The organism is Flavivirga rizhaonensis, assembly GCF_004791695.1.
GTDB lineage: Bacteria > Bacteroidota > Bacteroidia > Flavobacteriales > Flavobacteriaceae > Flavivirga > Flavivirga rizhaonensis.
The window spans coordinates 41,649-63,464 of sequence record NZ_SRSO01000015.1; the positions used below are offsets into that span (position 1 = coordinate 41,649).

Genomic DNA, 21,816 nt, shown 5'->3' on the forward strand with positions numbered 1-21,816 from the left:
CCTATGAAGGTAGGAAGCTTATTTATTAAACTTGTTAGAGGTTAAACAACAATCGATAACCATTTCTGAATTTATGATGGTGTTTTTGTGAACGATTTGACAACTTCTAGTTAGATAGAGTTACTGGCACTCGTAAAAAGAGTAAATAGTTTACTTTGTTCTATTCTCAAAAATATATTTAGCCATAACATCAATAGATTCAAAAATAGCACGTCCTTCCTTTGGGTCTGTTAATTTAATACCATAATTTTTATCTAGCATGACAATAAGTTCTAATGCATCAATAGAATCTAAACCCAAACCATCTCCAAATAACATATCGTTGTCATCTATATCTTCTACTGCAATATCTTCAAGGTTTAGCTGCTCTACAATATTTTCTTTTAGTTCTTGTTTTAAATCGTCCATATTATGTATTATATAATTTTAGTATGTTTTGTTTATTATGTGTTGTTAATCCTTTTTTAGTAACCAAATATAAAAATGCTTCATAGTGATCTCCATCTAATTCAACCCAACCACAAAGCACCTTCTCTGTTTTATCTGTTGCTAATAAACTATTGGTATAGTCGAACAAATGTTGTGCGTTAAAAGCGTCAAAGATAAAAAAACTATTTTCAGAAAACAGCTTGTATTTTATACTAATTTCTCCAATACATATATTTGGTAATGTGTACACAAAAACAGCTGGGCTTGGAAAGTAATCTTCTTTATCTTGAATGGACTTTTGATGCTTTCTATCTGTATCTATACTAGATGCTTTGTTTGAAAATACAATAGCTATATTATTTTCTTCTTCCTGATTTAAATCTTCGTTTTTTAATAAAACATCTGCAGCTAAAAATGCCAATTTGCTTAAAGCATCCATTTTAAAAAATTTCGCGTAATCTGTTTCAAAAGATTTATACGCTGCTTTTATAAATTCTAAAAAATCATTGTTTTCATCATTATAAATCACGGAACCATTTAAGGATACCGTATTATTTTTAATGTTGCAAAAAGAAGTTATATGATATTTAGAATTCATAATCTATTACTTTTTTTTGCAAACGAACATGGTATGGTATTCTCCAATACTAATATCCTCTCTAATAACAAGTCCAGCTTTATCTATTAATTTTAAAAACACTTCTGCTGGATACATTTTACTATTTCCATTTGCTAATACAGTAAAGTAAAGAGAGGTTGCTTCTAAAATAAATTTAGCATTATCAAATCTCTGCCTATCTGTAAACGTCTCCATTATCAATAGTTCTGTCTCATTAGTCATAGACTTAACAGCGGTTGTTAATATTTTAAGAATCTCTTCTTCAGAAAAGCAATCTAAAAATTGACACATCCATATCGTATCTGCCCCATTTGGAATTTCTGGATTGTCTTTTAACCAATCTATTTCATAACCTGAAACTCTTTTTTCAAAACCTTCATTTTTAACATTAGTAAGAGCCTTTTTTAATTGCCCTGGCAAGTCAATTATTTTTATAGATACATCTTCATTGAAGCTACAAGATCTAATTGCAAATTTCCCTGTGTTACCACCAATGTCAAATATAGTCTTGGGATTGTTTCTAAAAACTATTTCTAAAGCATCGTCAAATACAGCATCAGAATAGTGGTGGTCAAATTCAAACCAGGACTTTTGAATTTCTGGAGTTAGTTGAGATAACCCTTCATAAACCGTAGACCAATTACCGAGTTCTTTTAACCCTTCTGGTTTTCCTGTCTTTATTGACTCGTTTAAATGGAATAATCCTTTATAACAAACATCATTTGTAAAGTTTATATTAACGTTTACAGTCTCATTATAATTTAAAAAGTAACCTGTAGTTGTTAATAAGTATCTACCCTCATCATCTTTAGTAACAATTTGGGAGCTTTCTGCTATTTCTAATAAAACCCCAATACCATAAGTGCTAATTGATAGTTCTTTTGAAATGGCTTCTATAGTAATTCCTCCTTTTTTTCTTTTTTCGAAAATCAGATTAAAAACACCTAGTTTTCTTAATGAAACCGTTGCTTGAAATACAAAAGGGGCAAAAGCTATTTTTTGCGCTTCTTGAATGGCATCAATAGCTCTTATTGTAGTATTCTTCATAGTTAATTTTGTCAATTTTTTACTTTTTTAAATATCACTGCGGTATTACTGCCTCCAAAACCGGATGCTGTTTTAAGGAAAAGGTTCATTTTTTTTGGTATTATTTTAGTAATGACATTAATGGGTTGTGTAACACCTAATGCTTCAAAACCTAAAGAGGCATATAAGGTATTATTAGATAGTGAATGCATACCAACAATGGTTTCTAATAGCCCAGAAGCGCCTAAAGTATGTCCAAAATAACCTTTTAAACTATTTAGAGGAACATTTTGTAAACCTAATCTATTGAAGGCAATGGCTTCCATCTCATCATTATATGGTGTCGCTGTTCCATGAGCAGAAATATAATCGATACTTTCATGCGATATATTTGCTTCTTTTAGGGCTGATGTTATGCTTCTAAATAACCCTTCTCCGGTACGGGAAGGTCCGGAAATATGATTGGCATCGTTACAAGAGCCTTCGCCTAAAATGGTTACAGCTTCTTTTGCCAGACTTATTTTATTATTAGTTACTAATATGCTTGCAGCAACTTCACCTATATTAATCCCAGAGCGATTTTTGCAGTAGGGTTTACAAGGGGCGTTACTTAATGCCTGAAATGAATTGAATCCAGACAAAATAAATTCTGTAACGAGATCGCCACTCACAATAAATACATGATCGTAAACGCCCTGATTGATATAACGTTTTGCAACGGCAACTGCTAAAACCCCAGAAACACAAGCATTAGAAATAACAATAGCATCGTTTTCAAATCCAAAAAAATCTTTTATTTTTTTTCCTAAAACACTTAAATAAGCACGTTCTTTAGGGAATTTACTGTTTTTATCTAAAACATCAATATTACCTTTTGTAGTCGAAATAAGTAAACCAACATTTTTGTTTAAAGGAATTTTAGACGATTGAATCACATTATTTAACGATGTTATCATCATCTGTTCTAAGCGAGTGAAATTGTCTTTATTTTTTAAAGATTTAAAACGTTCACTTAATGCCTTTGTGTTTATTATTGATGAATAAAAAGGTTGAGGTAATAGATTTTTATCGTCAATCAATTGTAACCCAGAAACTTGATTATGAATGTTATCCACAACGGTTTCGCTATCAAACCCAAGAGATGAGACTATATTATTATATGATAGGTAAACATCAATCATCCAAAAGGCCTACTTTTTGTTTCCATTCCTTGAAAAACTCTGGAATTGTTAAAGATAACTCCCCTTGACCTGTGTGGTCTACAAAAACCTGAACTGTTTCACCAGTGCAAACAAGTTGATCTTCTTGATTAAAAATTTCATATCTAAAAATCATTTTTGCAGCACGACTGTCTACATATATTGTTTTTATTGTGGCAACATCTCCATAACGCAATGGCAATTTGTGTTCGCTACTTGATTTAACAATTGGTGTTGCATAACCAAAATCTTTTTGATTTAAATATGAAATACCATGATGTCTGCCAAAAGCTTCTCTTCCATCTTCGAAGTACTGTATATAATTACCATGCCAAACAATTCCTAAAGGATCTGTTTCTACAAACCGAACCCTGACCTTACTGATGAAACTAATTTCTTTATTGCTTTTAGACTGCATTTTTCTTTTCATTATAAACTATAGCAATTAAGGTTGTGATGATAAAAAACAAAAATAGTAATGTTATTTCTGGAACGATCTCCAAAAGACTAGAATTCCTCAGAAAGACATCGTAAAATGCATTTAACCCCCAATTCATAGGGGAAATCTTAGATAACGCTTGCATAAATTCTGGCATAATAAACACTGGAACCCAAACGCCTCCCAAAGCAGCTAAAATAACTACAAAAGTTGCTCCAAATGGAGCGGATTGTTCTTGGGTTTTGGCTATGGTTCCCAAAAGCAAACCTAACCCAATAGCTGCTAAACCAGCAAAAATGGCAACTAAAAATAAAAGAGGAAATTTGCCAGAAACATTTAATGTTGGTAATCCTATGGCTGGGAATAAGTAAATCCCAATAAGTAACATCAACACAAACTGAATTAAACAAACTATTAAATAGATGACAGTTTTCCCCCCAAGTACTGTTAAATAAGATACTGGATTTGTTCTTAACCGTACAAAAGTACCCTGGCTTTTTTCTTTTACAATATTAATTGATAATGGCACAATAATAAAGAATATGGCAAAAAGCGTCCAAGCTGGAACATTATGCTGAACAGAGTTTGGAATAATATTTTCATCCTTATTTTTTGGCAGTATTTCTTTAAAACGTATAAAATTTTCTGTTTCAAAAACGATTTCCGAAGGATCATCTGTTATCTGTTTTTGAAATGCATTGTAAATAGATTGGGTTTCTATTTTAGAAATCATTTTATCTACCTCGTTTTTTACTGAGTTTTTAAAAGAGAACTGTGTTGCAGGATCAAAATATAACTTGACTTCTTTTGCTGTGAAAATTTCTTTTGGTTGATTTTCTATTTCTTCTTCATCTAAACCAAATCTATCTAAAATACCTTCAACATTTTGGTTTATTTTTTTTTCCAGATCTGAAGATAAGTTTTCAGGAATTACGATAGCTAATTGATTTTTTCCTTTAAAAACCAAGTTCTTAGCATCTTCTTCAATAGCAATTTTAATAACTTCAAATATATTGGATTCTTTTAGTCCTTTAACGATAGTTTCAGAAACAGATCCTCTATCATTATCTACTAAAAGTATAGGTATTTTGCTTTCACTTACACTTTTAAATGTGCTATCCTGAATTATGGTAATAGTAACTATTAACACTAAAGGCATAATGAATAATATGGCAATCCCACCAATATCTCTGGTGAGTAATAAAAACTCTTTATATGTAGATGCTAGTAGTTTACGCATGATCTCTTAAGGCATGTCCAGTTAGAGCTAAAAATACATCTTCAAGATTATTAGCATTTTTTTGATCACTAATTAAGCTTTTTGGCCCCCCTTGGGTTATTATTCTTCCATGATCTATTATAGCTACTTTAGTACAAAAGGCTTCTGCTTCATTTAGATGATGTGATGTGTAAATTATTGTAGTTCCTTTTTCGTTAAGTACTTTTAAATAATTTATAATAACATTTTTAGACTGCACATCAACTCCAACAGTTGGTTCGTCTAAAAACAGCACTTTTGGATCGTGTAGAATACTTGCAATTAAATTGATTCGACGTTTCATCCCACCAGAAAAGGTATTTATTTTTTTGCTTGAGAATTGCGATAATCCTAGAGTTTGCAACGCTGCTTTTATTTTTAATTTTAATTCGTTTCCTTTTAAACCATACATGCTTCCAAAATACATAAGGTTTTCAAAAGCGGTTAAAGTTGGATATAAAGCATATTCTTGAGGTACTATACCTATAAGCTGTTTTAATTGATTTTTATTTTTTTTATAAGTAAGACCATTAATAACAAATGAGCCAGAAGTTGGTTTTATTAATGAGCATAACAGCGAAATCAATGTTGTTTTTCCTGCTCCATTTGGACCTAACAGTCCAAAAATGTCCTTTTCAGAAATACACAAGTCTAAATCGGACACGGAAAATATATCTGCCCCTTTATACTTTTTAGATAATTGTTTAATCTCAATCATGTGTCATTCTTATATGGCCTTTTTTAATTCTTTAAAGAAGGTTTCTTCCTTGTCTGCAATGGCTTCTAATTGTGATGCCACATGATTATAAGCATCATCTTTTGCACTTCTGCTTTTATAAATACGAGACGCATCTAAAGCAAAATCTCTCCATAAATCACCAATAACTGTCATTTCTTTGGATAATTCTGCCAATTTGTTATTATTTAATATTTTACTGGACTCTTGTAAAAAGGCTGCATAAATATATCTAAATCCACCGCCTCCTGTTCCAATCTCTTCTTGCATTCTAACAATTTGTCCTAAATAATGATTAGCAACTTTAACGCCTTTTTTCTTAGGCCATTTGCGTATTAATTTTGCTGTATACCTTATACCTTTAACACCTATAATTGGCATTGGAGCAAGCATATCTCTACAAGTGTTTTTTATTCCTTTAATAATGGCTTCTTTTATATTTAGCTCTTTAGGAAAACCGACGGGATAATACATGTGTCCATTTGGAGCAAAAGCACCTTTAGCAAAACGAACTTTTTCTAATTCTTTACTGGTTAAAGTCGTAACCGTTTCCATAACTGGATCACTAATTAAATAGTTTCCATTTTGTTTGCCATATACAATTAAATTATGTGCATTAAAATGAAAACGATATTCGTCTGGAAAATATACTAAATTATAAACGCCAACTTGAAGACCAACAGGATTGTTTTTTTTTAAATTTTCATCTAATACCGCCTCAGCCTCCTGTGGCTTTTTAAATTTTTCTTTTTTAATTTTTATTCCTACGCGTTTAGCAAATCGTTTAAAAATTTGACCTGGCATTGTTCTATATGATATTGCCGGAGCATGATTTACTTTTAGAAAAGGAATATAACAAAACATCAAGCCAGAACCTATACCAAATACCATGGGTTCACTTACATCAAAGCCATTATACTTCATTAAATTTGAAACTACCCCATTTTCACAGTGGGCAGTTTGGTGATGAGTAAAATTAATTTCCATAATCAATATCCTTTAATTTATTCATCGAAATTTCGAAGACATTAGCATATTTCTCCAATGTTTTTGTAGATAATTTATTGAATATTTTCAATTTAAAATGTCTTTTTACTTGCCATTTAAACAGTCCTACATAGCTAGCTAAAATACTAACATCCATTTTATGAAGTTCCATATAATATTCAATAGGGCTGGTTTCTTTATTTAGCACTCTGGTTTTTGCTTTTGAGATACGGTTATTAATTTCTTCTATCGCATTATCTAAAGCAATTGCTTTAGGTTTCCAACCAGTACTTTGAGCTGTCGTGTATTCCCCTTTATCATCAACTGCATAACAAAGCTCTTTATGATTGCCTGCTTTTAAATGACTTCTATCTTGAGGAACATCGCTTTTTTTCATAAAACTATTTCAAATCTTTAATAACCAAATTCATCTCGCAAGATAATAATTGAACCGATTCTTCGTAAATATTGCATTCTAAAGAACAGATACTATAATTAGTAGTGTCATATCTTGATGTTAATTTTGCATTAGATATTATAGTACTACCAACCTTGGGGCAAGAAAATACCGTTATTTTTTTAATAGCACTAATAAAACCAATTAGATTAGCACCTTCTCCTTTAATATCATCATCATTAAAAAAACTTTTGCCAACTATTGAAGAGCAAGTTTGTGCTGCATTTTCTACTAACCCTAGTTCGTTAAAATAATTATCCTCAACAAAAATACTGTCTTTTTTAATTTTAAATAACGTAGAGACTTCTTCATCACTAAGAGTTAGAACTTTGTCTACCATTAAAAATGGAGGACGATGCGGTAAAAAATCAGAGACATCTATTTTATCAAGATCAATCATTAACTTGCAATAACAGTTTTCATTATACTTGAAGCAATTTTTTCTTTTTTGGTATTAAAAACAGTTATTTCCACTAAAGTCACTCCCATAAATTCATGTAAAATATGAGCTTCTGTTTTTATAGTTTCATTTAATTGTGGCAGCATTGAGATCTCCATTTTTTTAATAGAACCTATATAGCCTGTTGGAGCTGGGACTCCTTTTAAAAAATAATCATATCCCGTATGAAGTGCCACTGTTTGCGCCATATTTTCTACTAATCCAGGTTCAGATAGTGCCTTGTTTTCAAAAAAAATATTAGTTTCTAAAACTTTTAATGAGGATACTACATTTGTATCGGAAAAACCTAGCAAACTATCTACCATCACAAAAGGTGTTTTTTGTGGAATTAAGTGTTCAATATTTGTAATTGGTTTTTGTAATAAAATCATTTTAACAAACAGTTAAATGTGCATAAGCATAAGAAAATCTTCCGCTTTCTGGCACTGATAGCATTATTTTGTCTCCTTTTTTCAACTTTCCAGAATACATTAATTCTTCAAGCATTAAGTAAATTGAGGCAGATCCAACATTGCCCACTTTATCTAAATTAGTAAACCAACTACTTTCTGGAATTTGTAACCCTTTTTCTTTAATGCCAGTTTTTAATTTTTCAGCAAAATAATTTGACGATAAATGAGGTAGAAAATAGTCGATATCTGAGGGGTCTTTAGCATGTTTTTTAAAGACCAGTTCCAAGCTTTCGACACCTTTATTAATAACATGCTTTTCTAAAATTTTAACATCTTGCTTTACAGAAAAAACAGATTCTTCTAACCATTCTTTAGAATTGTATTCTGTCCAAGGCTTAATAGACCCATCGGCAATTTTTTCTCCGCCAGAATACATGCAGGTTTCCAATTCATGCGCATACGAATAGGCTTCCATCCAATCTATTTTTAAAGAGAGACCTACTTCATTTTTTTTGTTTTCTAACAGCATTGCCCCAGCTCCATCTGATAGCATCCAACGTAAAAAATCTTTTTTAAATGCTATGATAGGCTGCTCTTCTAAAGATGAAAGGGACACGGCTTCTTCATTAAACATATTTGCCTGTATTCGTGTAGAAGATCTTTCTGATCCCGTACAAACTGCATTGTTTGAATTCCCTGATTTTACAGATAAAAAACCAAACTTTAAAGAACTCATGCCTGCACAACAAATACCTGAAGCTGAGTTTATCTCCAGATTTTTATTTGCTAGTAAACCATGAACCATGGCTGCATGTGAGGGCAATAATTGATCGGGAGAAGAGGTTCCACAGCATAATAATTCCATACAGTTTTGAGTAAACGAATCGTCAAATAACTTTGTAATGGCTTCTTGAGTTAGTTCTGCATTGGTATGGGTAATCTTACCCTGACTATTAATGGCGTAATAACGCTCCTTTATTCCATTATTTCTTAATACTATTCTTTTTGCTCTAGAAGGCTTCCCATTAATTTGACCTAAAATGCCTTCCATTTCATCATTACTAATAGGGTTATTTGGTAAAAATTTTGATATTCTTGTTATGTAAACGTCTTTCATTTAATCCCTTCTATTTAATTTCTACAGATGAATAATATTTTTTATCCTTTTTTATCTTTCCAGACAAAGGCAAATAAGTCAGCAAAAATAAAATAAAAACCACGGGAGCAATAATCCAAATGGCAAATAATAAATAACAATTAAACATTTTAATCCAAATTGTACGCTTATTGATATTTCTTTTCCCTTTAGAATAGATAAGTTTTGCCCATTTACCAAATAAAACATTAGCTCTTTTATCTGCTAAAATTAAAAAAGGTTTTATTAGTACAGCTTTTTCTTTTATTAGACTTTTTTGAAGATTATCGAGCTTATTACTAATGATATGATCTAATATAACATTACCAAACCTTGTAGATTCATCAATATCTTTTTGAGACACGCCCGGCTTAGGAAATACGCCTAAATACTTCTTTTTCTCTCCAGTAAACATCCATTGTACTATGGTAATAACACTTATGTGGTTTATATGTCTATCTCTTAAAACAATGTTGCCAACTAATTTCGAACCACATTCCTTAAGTAAGGTTTTCATTTTTTCTTGAGCCATTATCCACATATTTCTACAACCAATAACTGTAATTACCGGTGTATTTGCCAGTAACTGTTTGGCTTCTGGGGTACATAAGAAAGAATTTGTTGGAATTGATGGGCTTAAATACCAAACGGAGTACCCTAAAATTACTAAATCGAATTTTTGATTTAGAATTGCTTCAGGGATGGGTTTTATTTTTGAAGGGATTTGAAGAAAAGATTCAGGAAACACATTTAAAAAATCTTTTTTTTTCCATGGAAACGCAAAAGGTGTTTTCATTTTTATTTGGTGATGAACAACTTTTATGTTTTTGGAATTATTAAGAGGTATCGCTATATTATTTACGATTTCTGTTAATTGACCAGATTGAGAATAATGCATAACTAGAATGTTCTTCATTTTATTACTTGTTGTTTGCATCCCAAAAATCAAAATAATTAAACCATTGTAATGGGTGTTTTTTAATCATCCATTCTAAGCTTTGCGTATATTCTTTTAGCAATGCTTTAGCATCTCCATGGTTTACCTCGGCTGTTCTTGCATAAAGGTGGTAGTGTTTTCTGGTTTCTTTCAGGACATATACAAAAAGCACAGGAACTTGTAATCGCGAGCTTATAAGAAATGGACCAGCTGGAAACTTAGTTTCTTTACCTAATAATTCTTCCTTCAAATATTTTGAATCTTTAATGTAACGGTCTCCTGTTATACAAACAATTTCATTTCTTGCCAATGCTGCATTAATTTCAAAGATATGGGAAAGGTCTTCTTTAATAAGAATAATTTTTATGTTAGGCTTTTTTGTAACACTATCAAGGTAATCTTTTATAGCTGTATGTTCAACATTAGTTGTGAGTAAACTTATGCATTCATTTTCTTCTAATTCTCCAAAAAAATGCTGAGCAATTTCAAAATTACCCATATGACCACTTATAAGTATACCTCCTTTTTTTTGTTTTAGTATTTCTTTTATACGATCTACACCATCATAATCATATGTGAATTTAGATTTTAACCCGGAAGAAATAGCAATTTTGTCTATTATTGTTTGTCCAAAAACAAAGTAACTTCTGTAAATACTTACTATACTTTTAAATTTGGAATAGTTTAGTCTTTTATGGAAGTAATAGTAGGTAGCTATTGTGCTATCCATTGCAAAAAGGCAGAAATAAGCAGCAACAAAATATAAAATAAAGTATGCCGAACGTAATCCCAGTTTTTTGATACAAAATATGAATATTTTATAGCCTAGAACTGTACCTCTGGACTTTCCTTTCCATTCAGCAGCCATATATGTTAGAGTAAAATTGTTTTATTCTTTTAATTTGTTTTCAATAAGATTGTAAAAATCTTGAAGTGAAATAATATTTATAAAATCTTCTCCTACTAATTTAACACCAAAATTAGATTCAATGGATACAACAAGATCTACAAAATCTAAACTGTCCAACTCAAGAGTTTCTTTTAAGTTAGCTTCGGGTGAAATATCATCATTTTCAACTTCAAATTCATCGATAAGAAAGTCGTTTATTTTTTCAATAATAACTTCTTTATTCATCTTTGTTCTTTATTTTTTTTATTATTAATGCTGAATTTGTTCCTCCAAACCCAAAAGAGTTGGACAAAAATACATCAATTTTTTTATCTATCGTTTTGCTTACCAAATTTAATTTTGCGGCATCTTCATCTGGTTTCTCCAGATTTATGTTAGGAGCAATAAAAGAGTGCTGCATCATAAGCATTGAATATATAATTTCACTAGCTCCAGCCATCCAGCATTCATGTCCTGTCATAGACTTTGTAGAGCTTACATAAGGACCGTTTTCTCCAAAAACATCAAATATTGCTTTAGCTTCATTGGCATCTCCAACGGGTGTTGAAGTAGCATGTGCATTAACATAGTCTATATTATTTACGGGAATGTTTGCTTGTGAAATAGCTTTATTCATGGCGCGGGAAGGACCATTGACATTTGGTGTCGAAATATGTTCTCCGTTTGACGAAAAACCATAGCCTATAATTTCACCTAAAATAGGGGCTCCTCTCTTTATGGCAGACTCATAACTTTCTACTACTAAGGTTGCCCCACCACCACTAGGAATAAGACCGTCACGATTTTTATCAAATGGACGCGATGCCTTTGCTGGTTGTTCTTCGTTTGAAGAAAACACTCCTAAACCATCAAAACTGGCCATGGCTAGTTCATTAATTTCTTGAGCACCCCCACATATAATACAGTCTTGAAGGCCACTTTTTATAAGTTGATATGCCATGCCAATAGCGTGAGAGCCACTTGCGCAGGCAGCACTTACAGTGAAATTAACACCTGTTAATTTAAAAATAGTAGAGAGATTCATGGTTACGGTAGAGTTCATGCCTTTAAAAATAGATCCTGAACCTACCAAGGTCGTGTCTTTTTTTTCTCTAATCTTATCAACAGATTCTATAATAGACTTTGCTGTACTATCATTACCGTAAAGAATTCCTACTTCGTTAGCATCTATAAACTCTTGAGTGATTTTTGCGTTTTCCAAGGCTTCAATGGTTGCCATATAAGCATATGCTCCTTCTTCTCCTAGACTAATGCGTTGTCTTCTTGTAAGGAGATTTTTAAGGTTAGGTGTCTCTACCATCCCTGTTAAGGATGAACGATATCCAAAAGGTTTTCTTTTTTCGTCAGAGATAATTCCAGAGGTACCGTTATAAAGAGACGTTTTCACTTCTTCTAAATTTTTACCAATACAGGAATAAATTCCCATGCCAGTTATAACAACTCTTCTCATCTTTCAAATTATTTATGAATAAATGCCCCCATTTATATTTATAACTTCCCCTGTAATGTAAGATGCTTTTTCGGATGCTAAAAAAGATACCAAATGTGCCACTTCTTCGGGATCTCCAAAACGATTTGCAGGGACTGATTTTTTTAATTCTTTTTCATCTAAATCCCCAGTCATATCTGTTTTAATAAATCCTGGGGCAACTGCATTTACCGTAATCTTACGTTTAGCTATTTCTTGAGCTAAAGCTTTAGTGGCTCCTATAACTGCTCCTTTTGCTGCAGAATAATTGGTTTGACCTGGAGTGCCTTTAAGACCAGATAATGAAACAATATTGATAATACGTCCATATTTTTGAACCAACAACTTTTGAATTAAATGATTTGTTACATTAAAGAATCCATTAAGGCTAGTATTAACAACATTATTCCAGTCTTCAGAAGTCATCCACATAAATAAGCCGTCTTTTGTTATTCCAGCATTATTAACTATTACTTCAATAATAGCGTCTTTATTGTTTTCGTGCCAGTTGTCTAAAACAGATTTTACTTCTTCATTATCAACCACATTAAATTGTAATAGTTCCCCTGTGCCACCAGCTTCTTTAACACTTTCTAATGTGTCTAGAGCAGCTTGTTTATTACTTTGATAGTTAATTAAAATGTGATAACTAGTGTCTTTGGCTAGTTGAATACAGATCGCTTTTCCGATCCCTCTTGACCCGCCAGTTACTAAAGCATATTTTGTAATGTTATTTTTGTCCATTTTTAGAATGAGAGTTAGGGCTTAGCGTTTTTTTGAAAAAAGTTCAACATTTTGATACCATTTATCACCTAATACTTCACCTTTAGTATTTATGAACCCCCATTGTTTACCTTTTTTTACACGAGCTAATCCTTTATAAAAACCTTTAATGGCGTTTTTACTAAATAAAGATAATCCGCCTGCAGTAATTTGATATTGTGCTGGAATGACCATTTTTCCAGATTTATTAATAAAACCCCACAGTTTTTTTTCTTTCACAGGAGCTAAACCATCAGCTGAGAAAGTTTCAGCATCTCTAAAGTTGAGTGCGATTACTTCTTCTCCTTTTTCATTAATATAGCCCCAAAATTTGTTTTTAAAAACAGGAGCTAAGCCATTATTAAAGGCTCTTGCTTTTTCAAATGAAGGTTTAATTACCCATTCACCAGAATTATTTATAAACCCAATTTTTTTATTACTTCTTGCATAGGTTAATTCGGAATTGTCATTAAAATCCCAAATTTTATCAATCCCAGCTATTGCGTTAAACTTCTTATTACTAACAATACCGAAAGTTTCACCTTTTTTTGCCCAGACACCACGTTTATTGTAACCTCCTATTTCAGAGTATTCTACAGGAATAAAAACGGCTCCTTTTTTATCTATGATACCCCAATAATCTCCTTTTCGCACCTTAGCATATCCATTAATAAATGGTTTAATGGCATCGTATGTTGGTTCTAAAATAAGTTTTCCGTCAGTTCCGATAAGTCCAGTTTTTTTAGCTTTTTTTAGAAAAGCAACTCCATCATTAAAATCATAATATTTTTCTGTTACAGGAGTGCTTAATTTTTCTCCCGAAGCATTGACGTAATTCCATTCGTCATTTTGGAGCACTAATACATAACCAGAATTGAAGCTTTTTACTCTATCGAACTCAGGATTAAGAACCCACTTGCCAGATGTGTCAATTAGACCCCATTTTTCATCTTTAAAAGCGGCGGCATATCCTTCAGAAAAGTTTCCAGCTTTTTTAAATTGAGGTTGAATAACATATTCTCCTGATGTGTTAATATAACCAAAAAGATCGTTATCTCTAACTAGGGCTAATTCTTGTGCATTAACAAATGTTAGATTTAAAAAAAACGTAAAAAGTAACGTGTAGTGAAATTTCATTATACTATATTGTTTTCATGATTCATAATAAAGTCTTTAATCTTATTTACATAAGGGTACATGACTATGTCTTCTGTAAATATAGGAACTAAATGTCTTACAGCATCATACATTTTTTTAGTTTTTGTAGATATTTTATCTTGTGTTTTAAGATATTCAATAGCCTGTACTATGGTTATCATTTCAATAGCAACGACTTCAAAAGCATTTTCAATAACTTTTTTTGTAATTAATGCTGCATTGGTTCCCATGCTAACAATGTCTTGATTATCGTTATTATTTGGGATACTATGAACATACATAGGGTTGGACAACATTTGATTTTCAGCTGTAGTAGATGTTGCCGTAAATTGAACACCTTGCATACCAAAGTTTAAACCTAACGTCCCAAGGTTTACAAATGCAGGAAGAATATTGTTAAGATTAGGGTTTAACAAGTAGTTAAGTTGGCGTTCAGCCAGCATGCTCATTTTGGTAACAACTAATTTTAATTTATCCATTTCTAACGACACATAATCGCCATGAAAGTTTCCACCATGGTATACATGTTGTTTTTCTACATTAACTATAGGGTTGTCGTTTGCAGAATTCACTTCTTCAATTAAAATGTTTTCTATATTATTTAAAGTATCTAAAACGGGTCCTAATACTTGAGGGACACATCGTAAAGAATAATATTCTTGTACTTTTTCTTCAAAGATGGTAACTTCTGGGTTTTTATTATATAAAAACTCTTCACGTTTTCTGGTTAGCTTGCTGTCACTTAAATGTGTTCTCATTTGTTTAGCAACTTCTCGCTGTCCTTTATGTTTTTTTGTTTGGTTTAACTCAAAGGATAAGTGATCATCGTAAGCCTGAACGATTTCATTGATTGCTGAAGAACACAAGATCACCCAATTAAGTAATCGTCTGGTGTTTATGGTGTTTATAATACCAATACCAGTCATTACAGAAGTACCATTCATTAAAGCCAGCCCTTCTCGTAAAGCAACAGTAATAGGTTTTAAGTTTTCTATTTCAAAAACTTCTTTTGTGGGTTTTAATTCATTCTTATAAAAAACTTCACCTTCACCAATTAAAACAAGTGCTAAATGAGCTAATTGCACTAAATCGCCACTAGCACCAACACCGCCATGTTCGTAAATTAACGGAATGATATCTCTGTTAATTAATGCACTCATTAATTCTATTACCGATTTATGTACTCCAGAATGACCTAATGACAACGTATTTAATCGAGCTAGCATAGCTGCTTTTACATACATAGGATCAATAATGTTTCCTGTGCCAGAAGCATGACTTCTAATTAAGTTGTACTGTAGTTTTATACGATCTGTATCATCTATTTTATATTGCGCCATGGGGCCAAAGCCTGTGTTAACGCCATATATAGTTTTATTTTCCGAAAACGTTTTTAAAAAATTAAAACTATTTTCAATAGTTTCAAAAACCGTATTATCAATTTCGATAGGATTGTTTTCAAAAATGATTTTGTAAAAATCTTCAAGACCTAAAGTTCCATTAAGTTTTAACATCTAGACTGTGTTGGTAAAATTTAAAAATAATATTTTAATAACTAAAGATAAAATAGTTATTTTGGAATGCAAATTTAGAATAATAAATGATACCAACTAAAAAGATTACGAGTGAAGAAAGTATTGACGTATTAATTATAGGTGCAGGACCATCTGGATGTGTTTCAGCATCATATTTATACGACAAGGGTTGTAGGATAAAAGTGATAGAAAAAAGTAAGTTTCCAAGGTTTGTTATAGGAGAAAGCTTGTTGCCTAGATGCATGGATCATTTTGAAGAAGTAGGCTTGTTGGATAGTCTAAAAAAATGTGATTTTGAAGTTAAAAAAGGAGCGCGATTTATTAGGGGAGAAGAGGTGTGTAATTTCGATTTCAGTAAGAAACATACCGAAGGTTGGGATTGGACTTGGCAAGCGCCGCGAGCAGATTTTGATAATGTACTTGCAAATGAGCTTATAAAACGAGGTGTAGATATTGCTTTTGAACATGAGGTGGTTGATGTTGTTTTTAATGAAGATGGTAGTTCTCTAACAACCATTAAGAATAAGGAAGGAGAAAGTAATACCATTAGAGCAAAATATATTATTGACTCAAGCGGATACGGTAGGGTTTTACCGCGACTTTTAAATTTAGAAAAGCCATCAGAACTTCTTAATCAGTCTTCAATATTTACACATGTAAAAGATATAAAACGTCCTGAAGGGTGGGAAGGTACGCGCATAACATTTGATGTCATAGATAGGCGAGTATGGTTATGGGTTATTCCGTTTTCTGATGATACAACGAGTATTGGTTATGTTGGACCAACAGAATTTATAGAATCTTTTGAAGGTACGCCGACTGAAAAGTTGGCAAAAATGCTCAAACTTTCAGATTATTATAATGATAGGTTTGATGGTGTTGATTTTTTATTCAATCCAGTTGAAATAAAAAATTACTCTAAATCTGTGACTCAACTTTATGGCAAGGGATATGTGCTTACTGGTAATAGTGCCGAGTTTTTAGATCCTGTATTTTCTTCTGGGGTTACATTTGCGACTGAATCTGCTTTACTTGCTGCAAAATTAATTACTAAAGAATTACAGAATACTGAAGTTGATTGGGAAGTAGAGTATTCAGATTATATTAAAAGGGGTGTTAATGTTTTTGCGACTTATGTAAAGGAATGGTATACTGGAAATCTTCAAAAATTATTTTTTCATAAGCCAGAAAATCCAGAGATAAAAAAACAAATATGTGCTGTTTTAGCTGGATATGTTTGGGATGAAACGAACCCTTTTGTTAAGAATCATCATAGACTGGTCAAGGCTGTGGCTCATATCATTGATATGGAAAAAGAAAAAGCGAATAACTAGAAAGTTATTCGCTTTTTCTTTTAATATTCGTTTACGTGCCCTAATTATTTTAGTGCTTTTTTCTTTAGGTTTTTAGCGAATTCTTTAGCTAGTTTTGCATAAGCTTCAGAGATACGGTATCCAGAATTATAGTCATTCCCCATAGCTCCATATCCTTCTACTTTAGTATAGTCTGCTGAAAATAAAATAACATCAGGAGTTTTAGTTTCAAATACAACAAGAGTAGCTTCTATTTTTGCGTTTTGTCTCACTATACCAACATTATAACCTGCGTACATCATAGTGGTTTTTACAAGCAAAGTGTATTTTGCAGCAGTATTTTGAGTTGCTTTTACTTCACCGTCTTCAAATCTTTTGTTAAATGATTCTATGAATTTTGGTTCATATCTGTCTTTTCTATCTGCAAACCATGAAGCTTTAAATTTTTCTCCTGCACCAGCTTCCTTGTCTTCCCTTTTTTTCATTTTATCTTTAAGAAAATCTTCTTCCGAGTCATACTTTGGGATCTTTAAATCCGAGTACTCAAATTGTAGGTTGTACTCTGTAATTTCTTTTAAGTTTTTAAAATCACCTTCTTTAACTTTGACCTTTTGAGAAAACATCAGAGATGTAAAAAAGATTGCTGAAATAATTGTTAATTGTTTTTTCATATAAATATATAATTGTTAAAATTGTAGTTATGAACTTTCAAATATAAAGGAAATCACTTATAAATAAAACTTTAATTAATTGTGTGCCTTTTGTTTTCTCTAGGAGTTACTTCCAAATAGAATTATCTTATTTGCAATGAATTCTTGAATGTAAGGGAAGTACTTATGTTTAATAAAGGAAAGATGTTGTGTCTCTTCTATAGTTTTCCGTTTATCGATTTTTCAATTTATTTAACGTCAGTTTCGATTTAATTCTTTTTAGAAAAATAATATTAAAGAAATGATTTTCAAGTGTTTGTCATTTCGACAGAGCGAAGTATGAGCCTTTCGACTTTAGTTTATGCTGAGCGTAGTCGAAGTACTCAAGATAAACTTTCGAGAAATCTCATAAGGATGGGATTCCTCCTCAATAGCTATGCTATATACGTTCAAGTAAAATATATTTTACTCTCCGTAGCGTTCGGAATGACATAGTTTCTTTATTAAAACAATTAAACAACTGATTGTTAAGTTTTAATATATCGAGCTCACTTTATTTAATAGAAATATTGGAATGTGGATACACAAAGAGTGAGATAGTGTGCTTTTAAATTTGATATAGTTAGTTCACTTTTATAGCCTGTAAACTATCATTATTCTTTACGGCTACTATATACTGTTTGTTTTTTACAGTAATAGTTTCTAAATCTTTTACATCGCCAGGAATAAACAATCCACTTACAGAAGGAGGTAAAGCTTGAAACGAACCCGAATTATTTCCTTTCAAAAACAAACCGTAACCAGCATCATTACGTGGTGTTTCAACTTCAGACATAAATAAGTTTCCTGCAATTAGGGCATCTAAAGCACCATCACTGTCATAATCATCAATAAGAATTTTGTTGATACTAGACATTTGAGCTTCAACAGGTAACTCATGTATTATAAACTTTCCGTCTTTATTTTCTAGATAAATACTAGCAAAGGATTTTACTTGATAATGCAAGGCAGATTCTAGGGATTTTTCTTCATAAACATCAACCAGAGTAGCTTCAGAAAAACTTTCGTAGTTTTTAAACTTCTCTTTAATATTTGGTATTTGTTGCGATGAACATTCTCGTCCTCTTACTGGATATTGCTTGCCTTCGTTATAGTAACTTAATACAATATCTTTTTTACTGTCGTTATCAAAGTCATTGACATAAATATCAAAAGTTTCATTTTCAGTGGCTTTATATTTATAATTCAGTCCGTTATTTCCAACGATATAATCCATGTCACCATCATTATCAAAATCTCCTCCATTAATACACCACCACCACCCCGTAGTGTCTTTTGTAAGACCAACGTCTTTTGATACTTCTTTAAAACCATTCTTTGTATTTTGAAACACATGGACGGGCATCCATTCTCCAACTATAATGATGTCTTGACACTCATCATTATTAAAATCGGTGATAATGGCACTTGTTGCCATGCCTAGGTTTTCAAAAGAGCTAGCGAATTTTTTGGTAACATCTTCAAATTTTACAATACCATCTTCTGTCTTATTTTCCAATAAAAAGCTATTTGCTGCGGATGGATAATTACCTGGGATTTGCCTTCCTAAAACCAATAAATCCTGCTTACCATCTTTATTAAAATCAAGATTATAGACTTTAGATCCACTCACTATCATTTCGGGTAAAGCATTTTTTGTTTTTGTTAGATGCCCGCTTCCATCATTTATATATAACCTATCTAATAGCATTTTGGATTCTGGCGAAAATTCATAACCACCACTTACCACGTATATATCATTATCACCATCATTGTCTGCATCAAAAATTAAAGCCCCTAGGTCTTCACTTAATTTATTAGACTGGAATGCATCTGAATTTTGAATTTCAAACCCGTTATCTGTTTGAAAAAATAAGCTTCCTGTTCTATTAAAAGATCCACCAATAAAATAATCATCTAAACCGTCCTGATTTAAATCACCAACGGCAAGTGCAGGACCAAGTGTTGACATTTTGTGAGGTAAAAGCACCTGATATTTAAAGTCATCAAAATTATTTTCGTCGTGTTTATGTTTTGGAAAAATAGCTTTTACATGAGAAGAAAATATCTTTTTCGTGTCGTTTAAAATCGTTTCCGAATCATTTTTAGCATCCGAGTATTTTAAAACAATGGTTTGATTGCTTGAAACATTATTTAATTTTTGAATTTTTCCATCTGTCCAAACCACCTTTAATTCACTAATGGTGTCAGATACACCTAAACCAAAATGTATTTCTGGCGCTACCGAAGATTGAAATCCACGGGTTAATGTAAGCTCTTGCATTTGTGTTTCATCGTTAGAAGTAACAAAAACACGGTTCCCTAAACCAAATTTATTTTTTGGAGTCCCTTCAAATTGGATACTTAGATAGTTATTGGTTTCAGAACTTTTATTTTCAAAAACAGAAGCATAATCATCAATATTGTTAGTTATAATTTCTAAATCACCATCATTATCTAAATCTGCGTAAGCTACACCATTCGAAAACCCTTTAAATTCAATACCCCAATCTTTATTAGCTTGTTTAAATTTTAAACCGCCTTTGTTTTTATAAATGAAATTATCGATTTTCTCGGAAGGAATTTTTAAGCTCATAGCTAAAGTGCTATCGCTATCAACAGAGAAATCATCTCTTAAATTATTGAAAAAGTCACGGTTATTAACCTCGCGTCGTGTACCGTTTGAGATGAATAAATCTTTTAAACCATCATTATCAAAATCTGCAAATAAAGGTCCCCAACTCCAATCTGTTGAAGAAACCCCTGTTAATCTTGATATGTTGGAATAAAACGGATTATTATCTTCAAAAACACCTGAGTTTAATTGCAAGCAATTCTGCATATATTGGTAATGAAATCCTGCATTTACCACCCCCCAAAACAGATCTGGATTCATGCCTGCCATATTTGCCTTTTTACGCTTATTAGTTTTAGCATCCATATCTACCTGGTAGATATCTAAGTTGCCATCGTTATTAAAATCTGCTATATCTACGCCCATACCATAAAAAGCTGTGTGTGAAGTGGCTTGTTTTACAACTTCTCTAAATGTGCCGTCTTGGTTGTTTATGTACATGTAATCTGGCGAGGCAAAATCGTTTGAAATATACAAATCTGGCCATGTATCGTTATTTAAATCACCAACAGTTGCACTTAATGTTAAACCAAAACTTTTTACGCCTGCTTGATTGGTTACATCTGTAAAGGATGTACCATTGTTTCTGTACAAATGATCGGTTTCTACATCATTAACCTGTGCCATTTTTTGCTGGTAAACATAAACAGAGGCATTAAATTTGGTTATGGGGTAATTGGCAACATATACATCTAAATCTCCATCCTTATCATAGTCAAAGAAAGTAGCTTGTACACTGTTTCCTTTATCTGCTAAACCAAATTCTGATGCTTTTTCAGTAAAAGAGCCATCTTGGTTATTAATGTATAGCTGATTTTCTTTAGGATTAAATTTGCCGGCTACAGAGCAATAAATATCTAAGTAACCATCGGCATTAATATCTGCCATAGTAACACCTGTATACCATCTGTTATCTCCAGAAACACCTGCAATATCTGTGATGTCTTCGAATTGAAGATTGCCTTTATTTAAAAATAATTTATTTGAAACCTGATTTCCTGTAAAAAAAATATCTTTTAACCCATCATTGTTTATGTCTCCTATAGCAACACCGCCACCCATGTACAAATAGGAGTATGTGAAATAATTAAGCGAATCGTTTTCTGTGAGTGTATTAGAAAAATCTATACCTGATTTTGAAGCGCTAAGCCTTTCAAATATTTTACTATTTGAAATAGACTCTTTTTCTTTTGAACAATTAAAAAAGAGTATCAAAACAAACAAACCAGTCATTATTTTTAATACTCTAAATTTCATACTATTAATCGTGTT

General features: G+C 31.9%; 22 protein-coding genes. 1 reads left to right on the top strand and 21 read right to left on the bottom strand.

Annotated features, from left to right (window positions below; translation table 11 throughout):
- Positions 1–150 precede the first annotated feature (150 nt).
- Genes EM932_RS11860 through EM932_RS11950 form a run of 19 tightly spaced genes read right to left on the bottom strand, consistent with a single transcriptional unit; the run spans position 151 to position 15,886 of the window.
- The gene (locus EM932_RS11860) at positions 151–408 is read right to left on the bottom strand and encodes a phosphopantetheine-binding protein (RefSeq protein WP_135877410.1); all 258 of its coding nucleotides are present in this window, start codon (positions 406–408) and stop codon (positions 151–153) included.
- Position 409: 1 nt separating this feature from the next.
- The gene (locus EM932_RS11865) at positions 410–1,027 is read right to left on the bottom strand and encodes a 3-oxoacyl-ACP synthase (protein WP_135877411.1); all 618 of its coding nucleotides are present in this window, start codon (positions 1,025–1,027) and stop codon (positions 410–412) included.
- A gap of 6 nt (positions 1,028–1,033) precedes the next feature.
- A complete protein-coding gene (locus EM932_RS11870) occupies positions 1,034–2,095 on the bottom strand; it encodes a methyltransferase (protein ID WP_135877463.1) in 1,062 nt (353 codons plus the stop codon).
- An 11-nt stretch (positions 2,096–2,106) separates the two neighbouring features.
- Complete coding sequence (locus EM932_RS11875) at positions 2,107–3,255, bottom strand: beta-ketoacyl synthase N-terminal-like domain-containing protein (protein ID WP_135877412.1); 1,149 nt, start codon at positions 3,253–3,255, stop codon at positions 2,107–2,109.
- Positions 3,248–3,703: an acyl-CoA thioesterase gene (locus EM932_RS11880; protein ID WP_135877413.1), complete on the bottom strand. Its 456-nt coding sequence runs from the start codon at positions 3,701–3,703 to the stop codon at positions 3,248–3,250. The genes EM932_RS11875 and EM932_RS11880 overlap by 8 nt, the downstream gene beginning before the upstream one ends.
- Positions 3,681–4,952, bottom strand: coding sequence for an ABC transporter permease (locus tag EM932_RS11885; protein WP_135877414.1), 1,272 nt, complete (start codon positions 4,950–4,952; stop codon positions 3,681–3,683). The genes EM932_RS11880 and EM932_RS11885 overlap by 23 nt, the downstream gene beginning before the upstream one ends.
- A complete protein-coding gene (locus tag EM932_RS11890; RefSeq protein ID WP_135877415.1) occupies positions 4,945–5,688 on the bottom strand; it encodes an ABC transporter ATP-binding protein in 744 nt (247 codons plus the stop codon). Before EM932_RS11890 ends, EM932_RS11885 begins: the two co-directional genes overlap by 8 nt.
- 9 nt (positions 5,689–5,697) lie before the next feature.
- Positions 5,698–6,693 (bottom strand): BtrH N-terminal domain-containing protein, encoded by a 996-nt coding sequence (locus tag EM932_RS11895; RefSeq protein WP_135877416.1) that lies wholly within the window; start codon positions 6,691–6,693, stop codon positions 5,698–5,700.
- Positions 6,683–7,090, bottom strand: a complete 408-nt coding sequence (locus tag EM932_RS11900) for a hypothetical protein (RefSeq protein ID WP_135877417.1) — start codon at positions 7,088–7,090, stop codon at positions 6,683–6,685. The genes EM932_RS11895 and EM932_RS11900 overlap by 11 nt, the downstream gene beginning before the upstream one ends.
- 4 nt (positions 7,091–7,094) lie before the next feature.
- Complete coding sequence (locus tag EM932_RS11905; protein WP_170179783.1) at positions 7,095–7,550, bottom strand: ABC transporter permease; 456 nt, start codon at positions 7,548–7,550, stop codon at positions 7,095–7,097.
- Positions 7,550–7,981, bottom strand: a complete 432-nt coding sequence (locus tag EM932_RS11910; RefSeq protein WP_135877418.1) for a hypothetical protein — start codon at positions 7,979–7,981, stop codon at positions 7,550–7,552. Before EM932_RS11910 ends, EM932_RS11905 begins: the two co-directional genes overlap by 1 nt.
- A gap of 1 nt (position 7,982) precedes the next feature.
- Entirely contained in the window at positions 7,983–9,119 is a 1,137-nt protein-coding gene (locus EM932_RS11915; protein WP_135877419.1) for a beta-ketoacyl-ACP synthase III, read from the bottom strand.
- Between the two features lie 10 nt (positions 9,120–9,129).
- Positions 9,130–10,053, bottom strand: a complete 924-nt coding sequence (locus tag EM932_RS11920; RefSeq protein WP_135877420.1) for a dialkylrecorsinol condensing enzyme DarA — start codon at positions 10,051–10,053, stop codon at positions 9,130–9,132.
- A 4-nt stretch (positions 10,054–10,057) separates the two neighbouring features.
- Complete coding sequence (locus EM932_RS11925; protein ID WP_135877421.1) at positions 10,058–10,942, bottom strand: LpxL/LpxP family acyltransferase; 885 nt, start codon at positions 10,940–10,942, stop codon at positions 10,058–10,060.
- 21 nt (positions 10,943–10,963) lie between these two features.
- A complete protein-coding gene (locus tag EM932_RS11930) occupies positions 10,964–11,209 on the bottom strand; it encodes an acyl carrier protein (protein WP_135877422.1) in 246 nt (81 codons plus the stop codon).
- The gene (locus tag EM932_RS11935; RefSeq protein WP_135877423.1) at positions 11,202–12,434 is read right to left on the bottom strand and encodes a beta-ketoacyl-[acyl-carrier-protein] synthase family protein; all 1,233 of its coding nucleotides are present in this window, start codon (positions 12,432–12,434) and stop codon (positions 11,202–11,204) included. The genes EM932_RS11930 and EM932_RS11935 overlap by 8 nt, the downstream gene beginning before the upstream one ends.
- Positions 12,435–12,446: 12 nt before the next feature.
- A complete protein-coding gene (gene fabG / locus EM932_RS11940) occupies positions 12,447–13,196 on the bottom strand; it encodes a 3-oxoacyl-ACP reductase FabG (RefSeq protein ID WP_135877424.1) in 750 nt (249 codons plus the stop codon).
- A gap of 21 nt (positions 13,197–13,217) precedes the next feature.
- Positions 13,218–14,351 (bottom strand): WG repeat-containing protein, encoded by a 1,134-nt coding sequence (locus tag EM932_RS11945; protein ID WP_135877425.1) that lies wholly within the window; start codon positions 14,349–14,351, stop codon positions 13,218–13,220.
- Entirely contained in the window at positions 14,351–15,886 is a 1,536-nt protein-coding gene (locus tag EM932_RS11950; protein ID WP_135877426.1) for an HAL/PAL/TAL family ammonia-lyase, read from the bottom strand. The genes EM932_RS11945 and EM932_RS11950 overlap by 1 nt, the downstream gene beginning before the upstream one ends.
- Positions 15,887–15,972: 86 nt before the next feature.
- Between EM932_RS11950 and EM932_RS11955 the strand changes: the two genes are divergently transcribed.
- Positions 15,973–17,241, top strand: coding sequence for an NAD(P)/FAD-dependent oxidoreductase (locus EM932_RS11955; RefSeq protein ID WP_135877427.1), 1,269 nt, complete (start codon positions 15,973–15,975; stop codon positions 17,239–17,241).
- Positions 17,242–17,285: 44 nt separating this feature from the next.
- Here the strand turns inward: EM932_RS11955 and EM932_RS11960 are convergent, their stop codons facing one another.
- Both EM932_RS11960 and EM932_RS11965 read right to left on the bottom strand, forming a co-directional pair.
- The gene (locus EM932_RS11960) at positions 17,286–17,891 is read right to left on the bottom strand and encodes a hypothetical protein (protein WP_135877428.1); all 606 of its coding nucleotides are present in this window, start codon (positions 17,889–17,891) and stop codon (positions 17,286–17,288) included.
- A 601-nt stretch (positions 17,892–18,492) separates the two neighbouring features.
- Positions 18,493–21,801 carry a VCBS repeat-containing protein gene (locus tag EM932_RS11965; RefSeq protein ID WP_135877429.1) on the bottom strand — a complete coding sequence of 1,103 codons (3,309 nt, stop codon included), beginning with the start codon at positions 21,799–21,801 and terminating at the stop codon, positions 18,493–18,495.
- Positions 21,802–21,816: the final 15 nt, after the last annotated feature.

Bases quoted from the DNA above. Each gene is read 5' to 3' on its own strand.
- EM932_RS11860 (WP_135877410.1), bottom strand. From the start codon at position 408: ATGGACGATTTAAAACAAGAACTAAAAGAAAATATTGTAGAGCAGCTA.
- EM932_RS11865 (WP_135877411.1), bottom strand. From the start codon at position 1,027: ATGAATTCTAAATATCATATAACTTCTTTTTGCAACATTAAAAATAAT.
- EM932_RS11870 (WP_135877463.1), bottom strand. From the start codon at position 2,095: ATGAAGAATACTACAATAAGAGCTATTGATGCCATTCAAGAAGCGCAA.
- EM932_RS11875 (WP_135877412.1), bottom strand. From the start codon at position 3,255: ATGATTGATGTTTACCTATCATATAATAATATAGTCTCATCTCTTGGG.
- EM932_RS11880 (WP_135877413.1), bottom strand. From the start codon at position 3,703: ATGAAAAGAAAAATGCAGTCTAAAAGCAATAAAGAAATTAGTTTCATC.
- EM932_RS11885 (WP_135877414.1), bottom strand. From the start codon at position 4,952: ATGCGTAAACTACTAGCATCTACATATAAAGAGTTTTTATTACTCACC.
- EM932_RS11890 (WP_135877415.1), bottom strand. From the start codon at position 5,688: ATGATTGAGATTAAACAATTATCTAAAAAGTATAAAGGGGCAGATATA.
- EM932_RS11895 (WP_135877416.1), bottom strand. From the start codon at position 6,693: ATGGAAATTAATTTTACTCATCACCAAACTGCCCACTGTGAAAATGGG.
- EM932_RS11900 (WP_135877417.1), bottom strand. From the start codon at position 7,090: ATGAAAAAAAGCGATGTTCCTCAAGATAGAAGTCATTTAAAAGCAGGC.
- EM932_RS11905 (WP_170179783.1), bottom strand. From the start codon at position 7,550: ATGATTGATCTTGATAAAATAGATGTCTCTGATTTTTTACCGCATCGT.
- EM932_RS11910 (WP_135877418.1), bottom strand. From the start codon at position 7,981: ATGATTTTATTACAAAAACCAATTACAAATATTGAACACTTAATTCCA.
- EM932_RS11915 (WP_135877419.1), bottom strand. From the start codon at position 9,119: ATGAAAGACGTTTACATAACAAGAATATCAAAATTTTTACCAAATAAC.
- EM932_RS11920 (WP_135877420.1), bottom strand. From the start codon at position 10,053: ATGAAGAACATTCTAGTTATGCATTATTCTCAATCTGGTCAATTAACA.
- EM932_RS11925 (WP_135877421.1), bottom strand. From the start codon at position 10,942: ATGGCTGCTGAATGGAAAGGAAAGTCCAGAGGTACAGTTCTAGGCTAT.
- EM932_RS11930 (WP_135877422.1), bottom strand. From the start codon at position 11,209: ATGAATAAAGAAGTTATTATTGAAAAAATAAACGACTTTCTTATCGAT.
- EM932_RS11935 (WP_135877423.1), bottom strand. From the start codon at position 12,434: ATGAGAAGAGTTGTTATAACTGGCATGGGAATTTATTCCTGTATTGGT.
- fabG (WP_135877424.1), bottom strand. From the start codon at position 13,196: ATGGACAAAAATAACATTACAAAATATGCTTTAGTAACTGGCGGGTCA.
- EM932_RS11945 (WP_135877425.1), bottom strand. From the start codon at position 14,351: ATGAAATTTCACTACACGTTACTTTTTACGTTTTTTTTAAATCTAACA.
- EM932_RS11950 (WP_135877426.1), bottom strand. From the start codon at position 15,886: ATGTTAAAACTTAATGGAACTTTAGGTCTTGAAGATTTTTACAAAATC.
- EM932_RS11955 (WP_135877427.1), top strand. From the start codon at position 15,973: ATGATACCAACTAAAAAGATTACGAGTGAAGAAAGTATTGACGTATTA.
- EM932_RS11960 (WP_135877428.1), bottom strand. From the start codon at position 17,891: ATGAAAAAACAATTAACAATTATTTCAGCAATCTTTTTTACATCTCTG.
- EM932_RS11965 (WP_135877429.1), bottom strand. From the start codon at position 21,801: ATGAAATTTAGAGTATTAAAAATAATGACTGGTTTGTTTGTTTTGATA.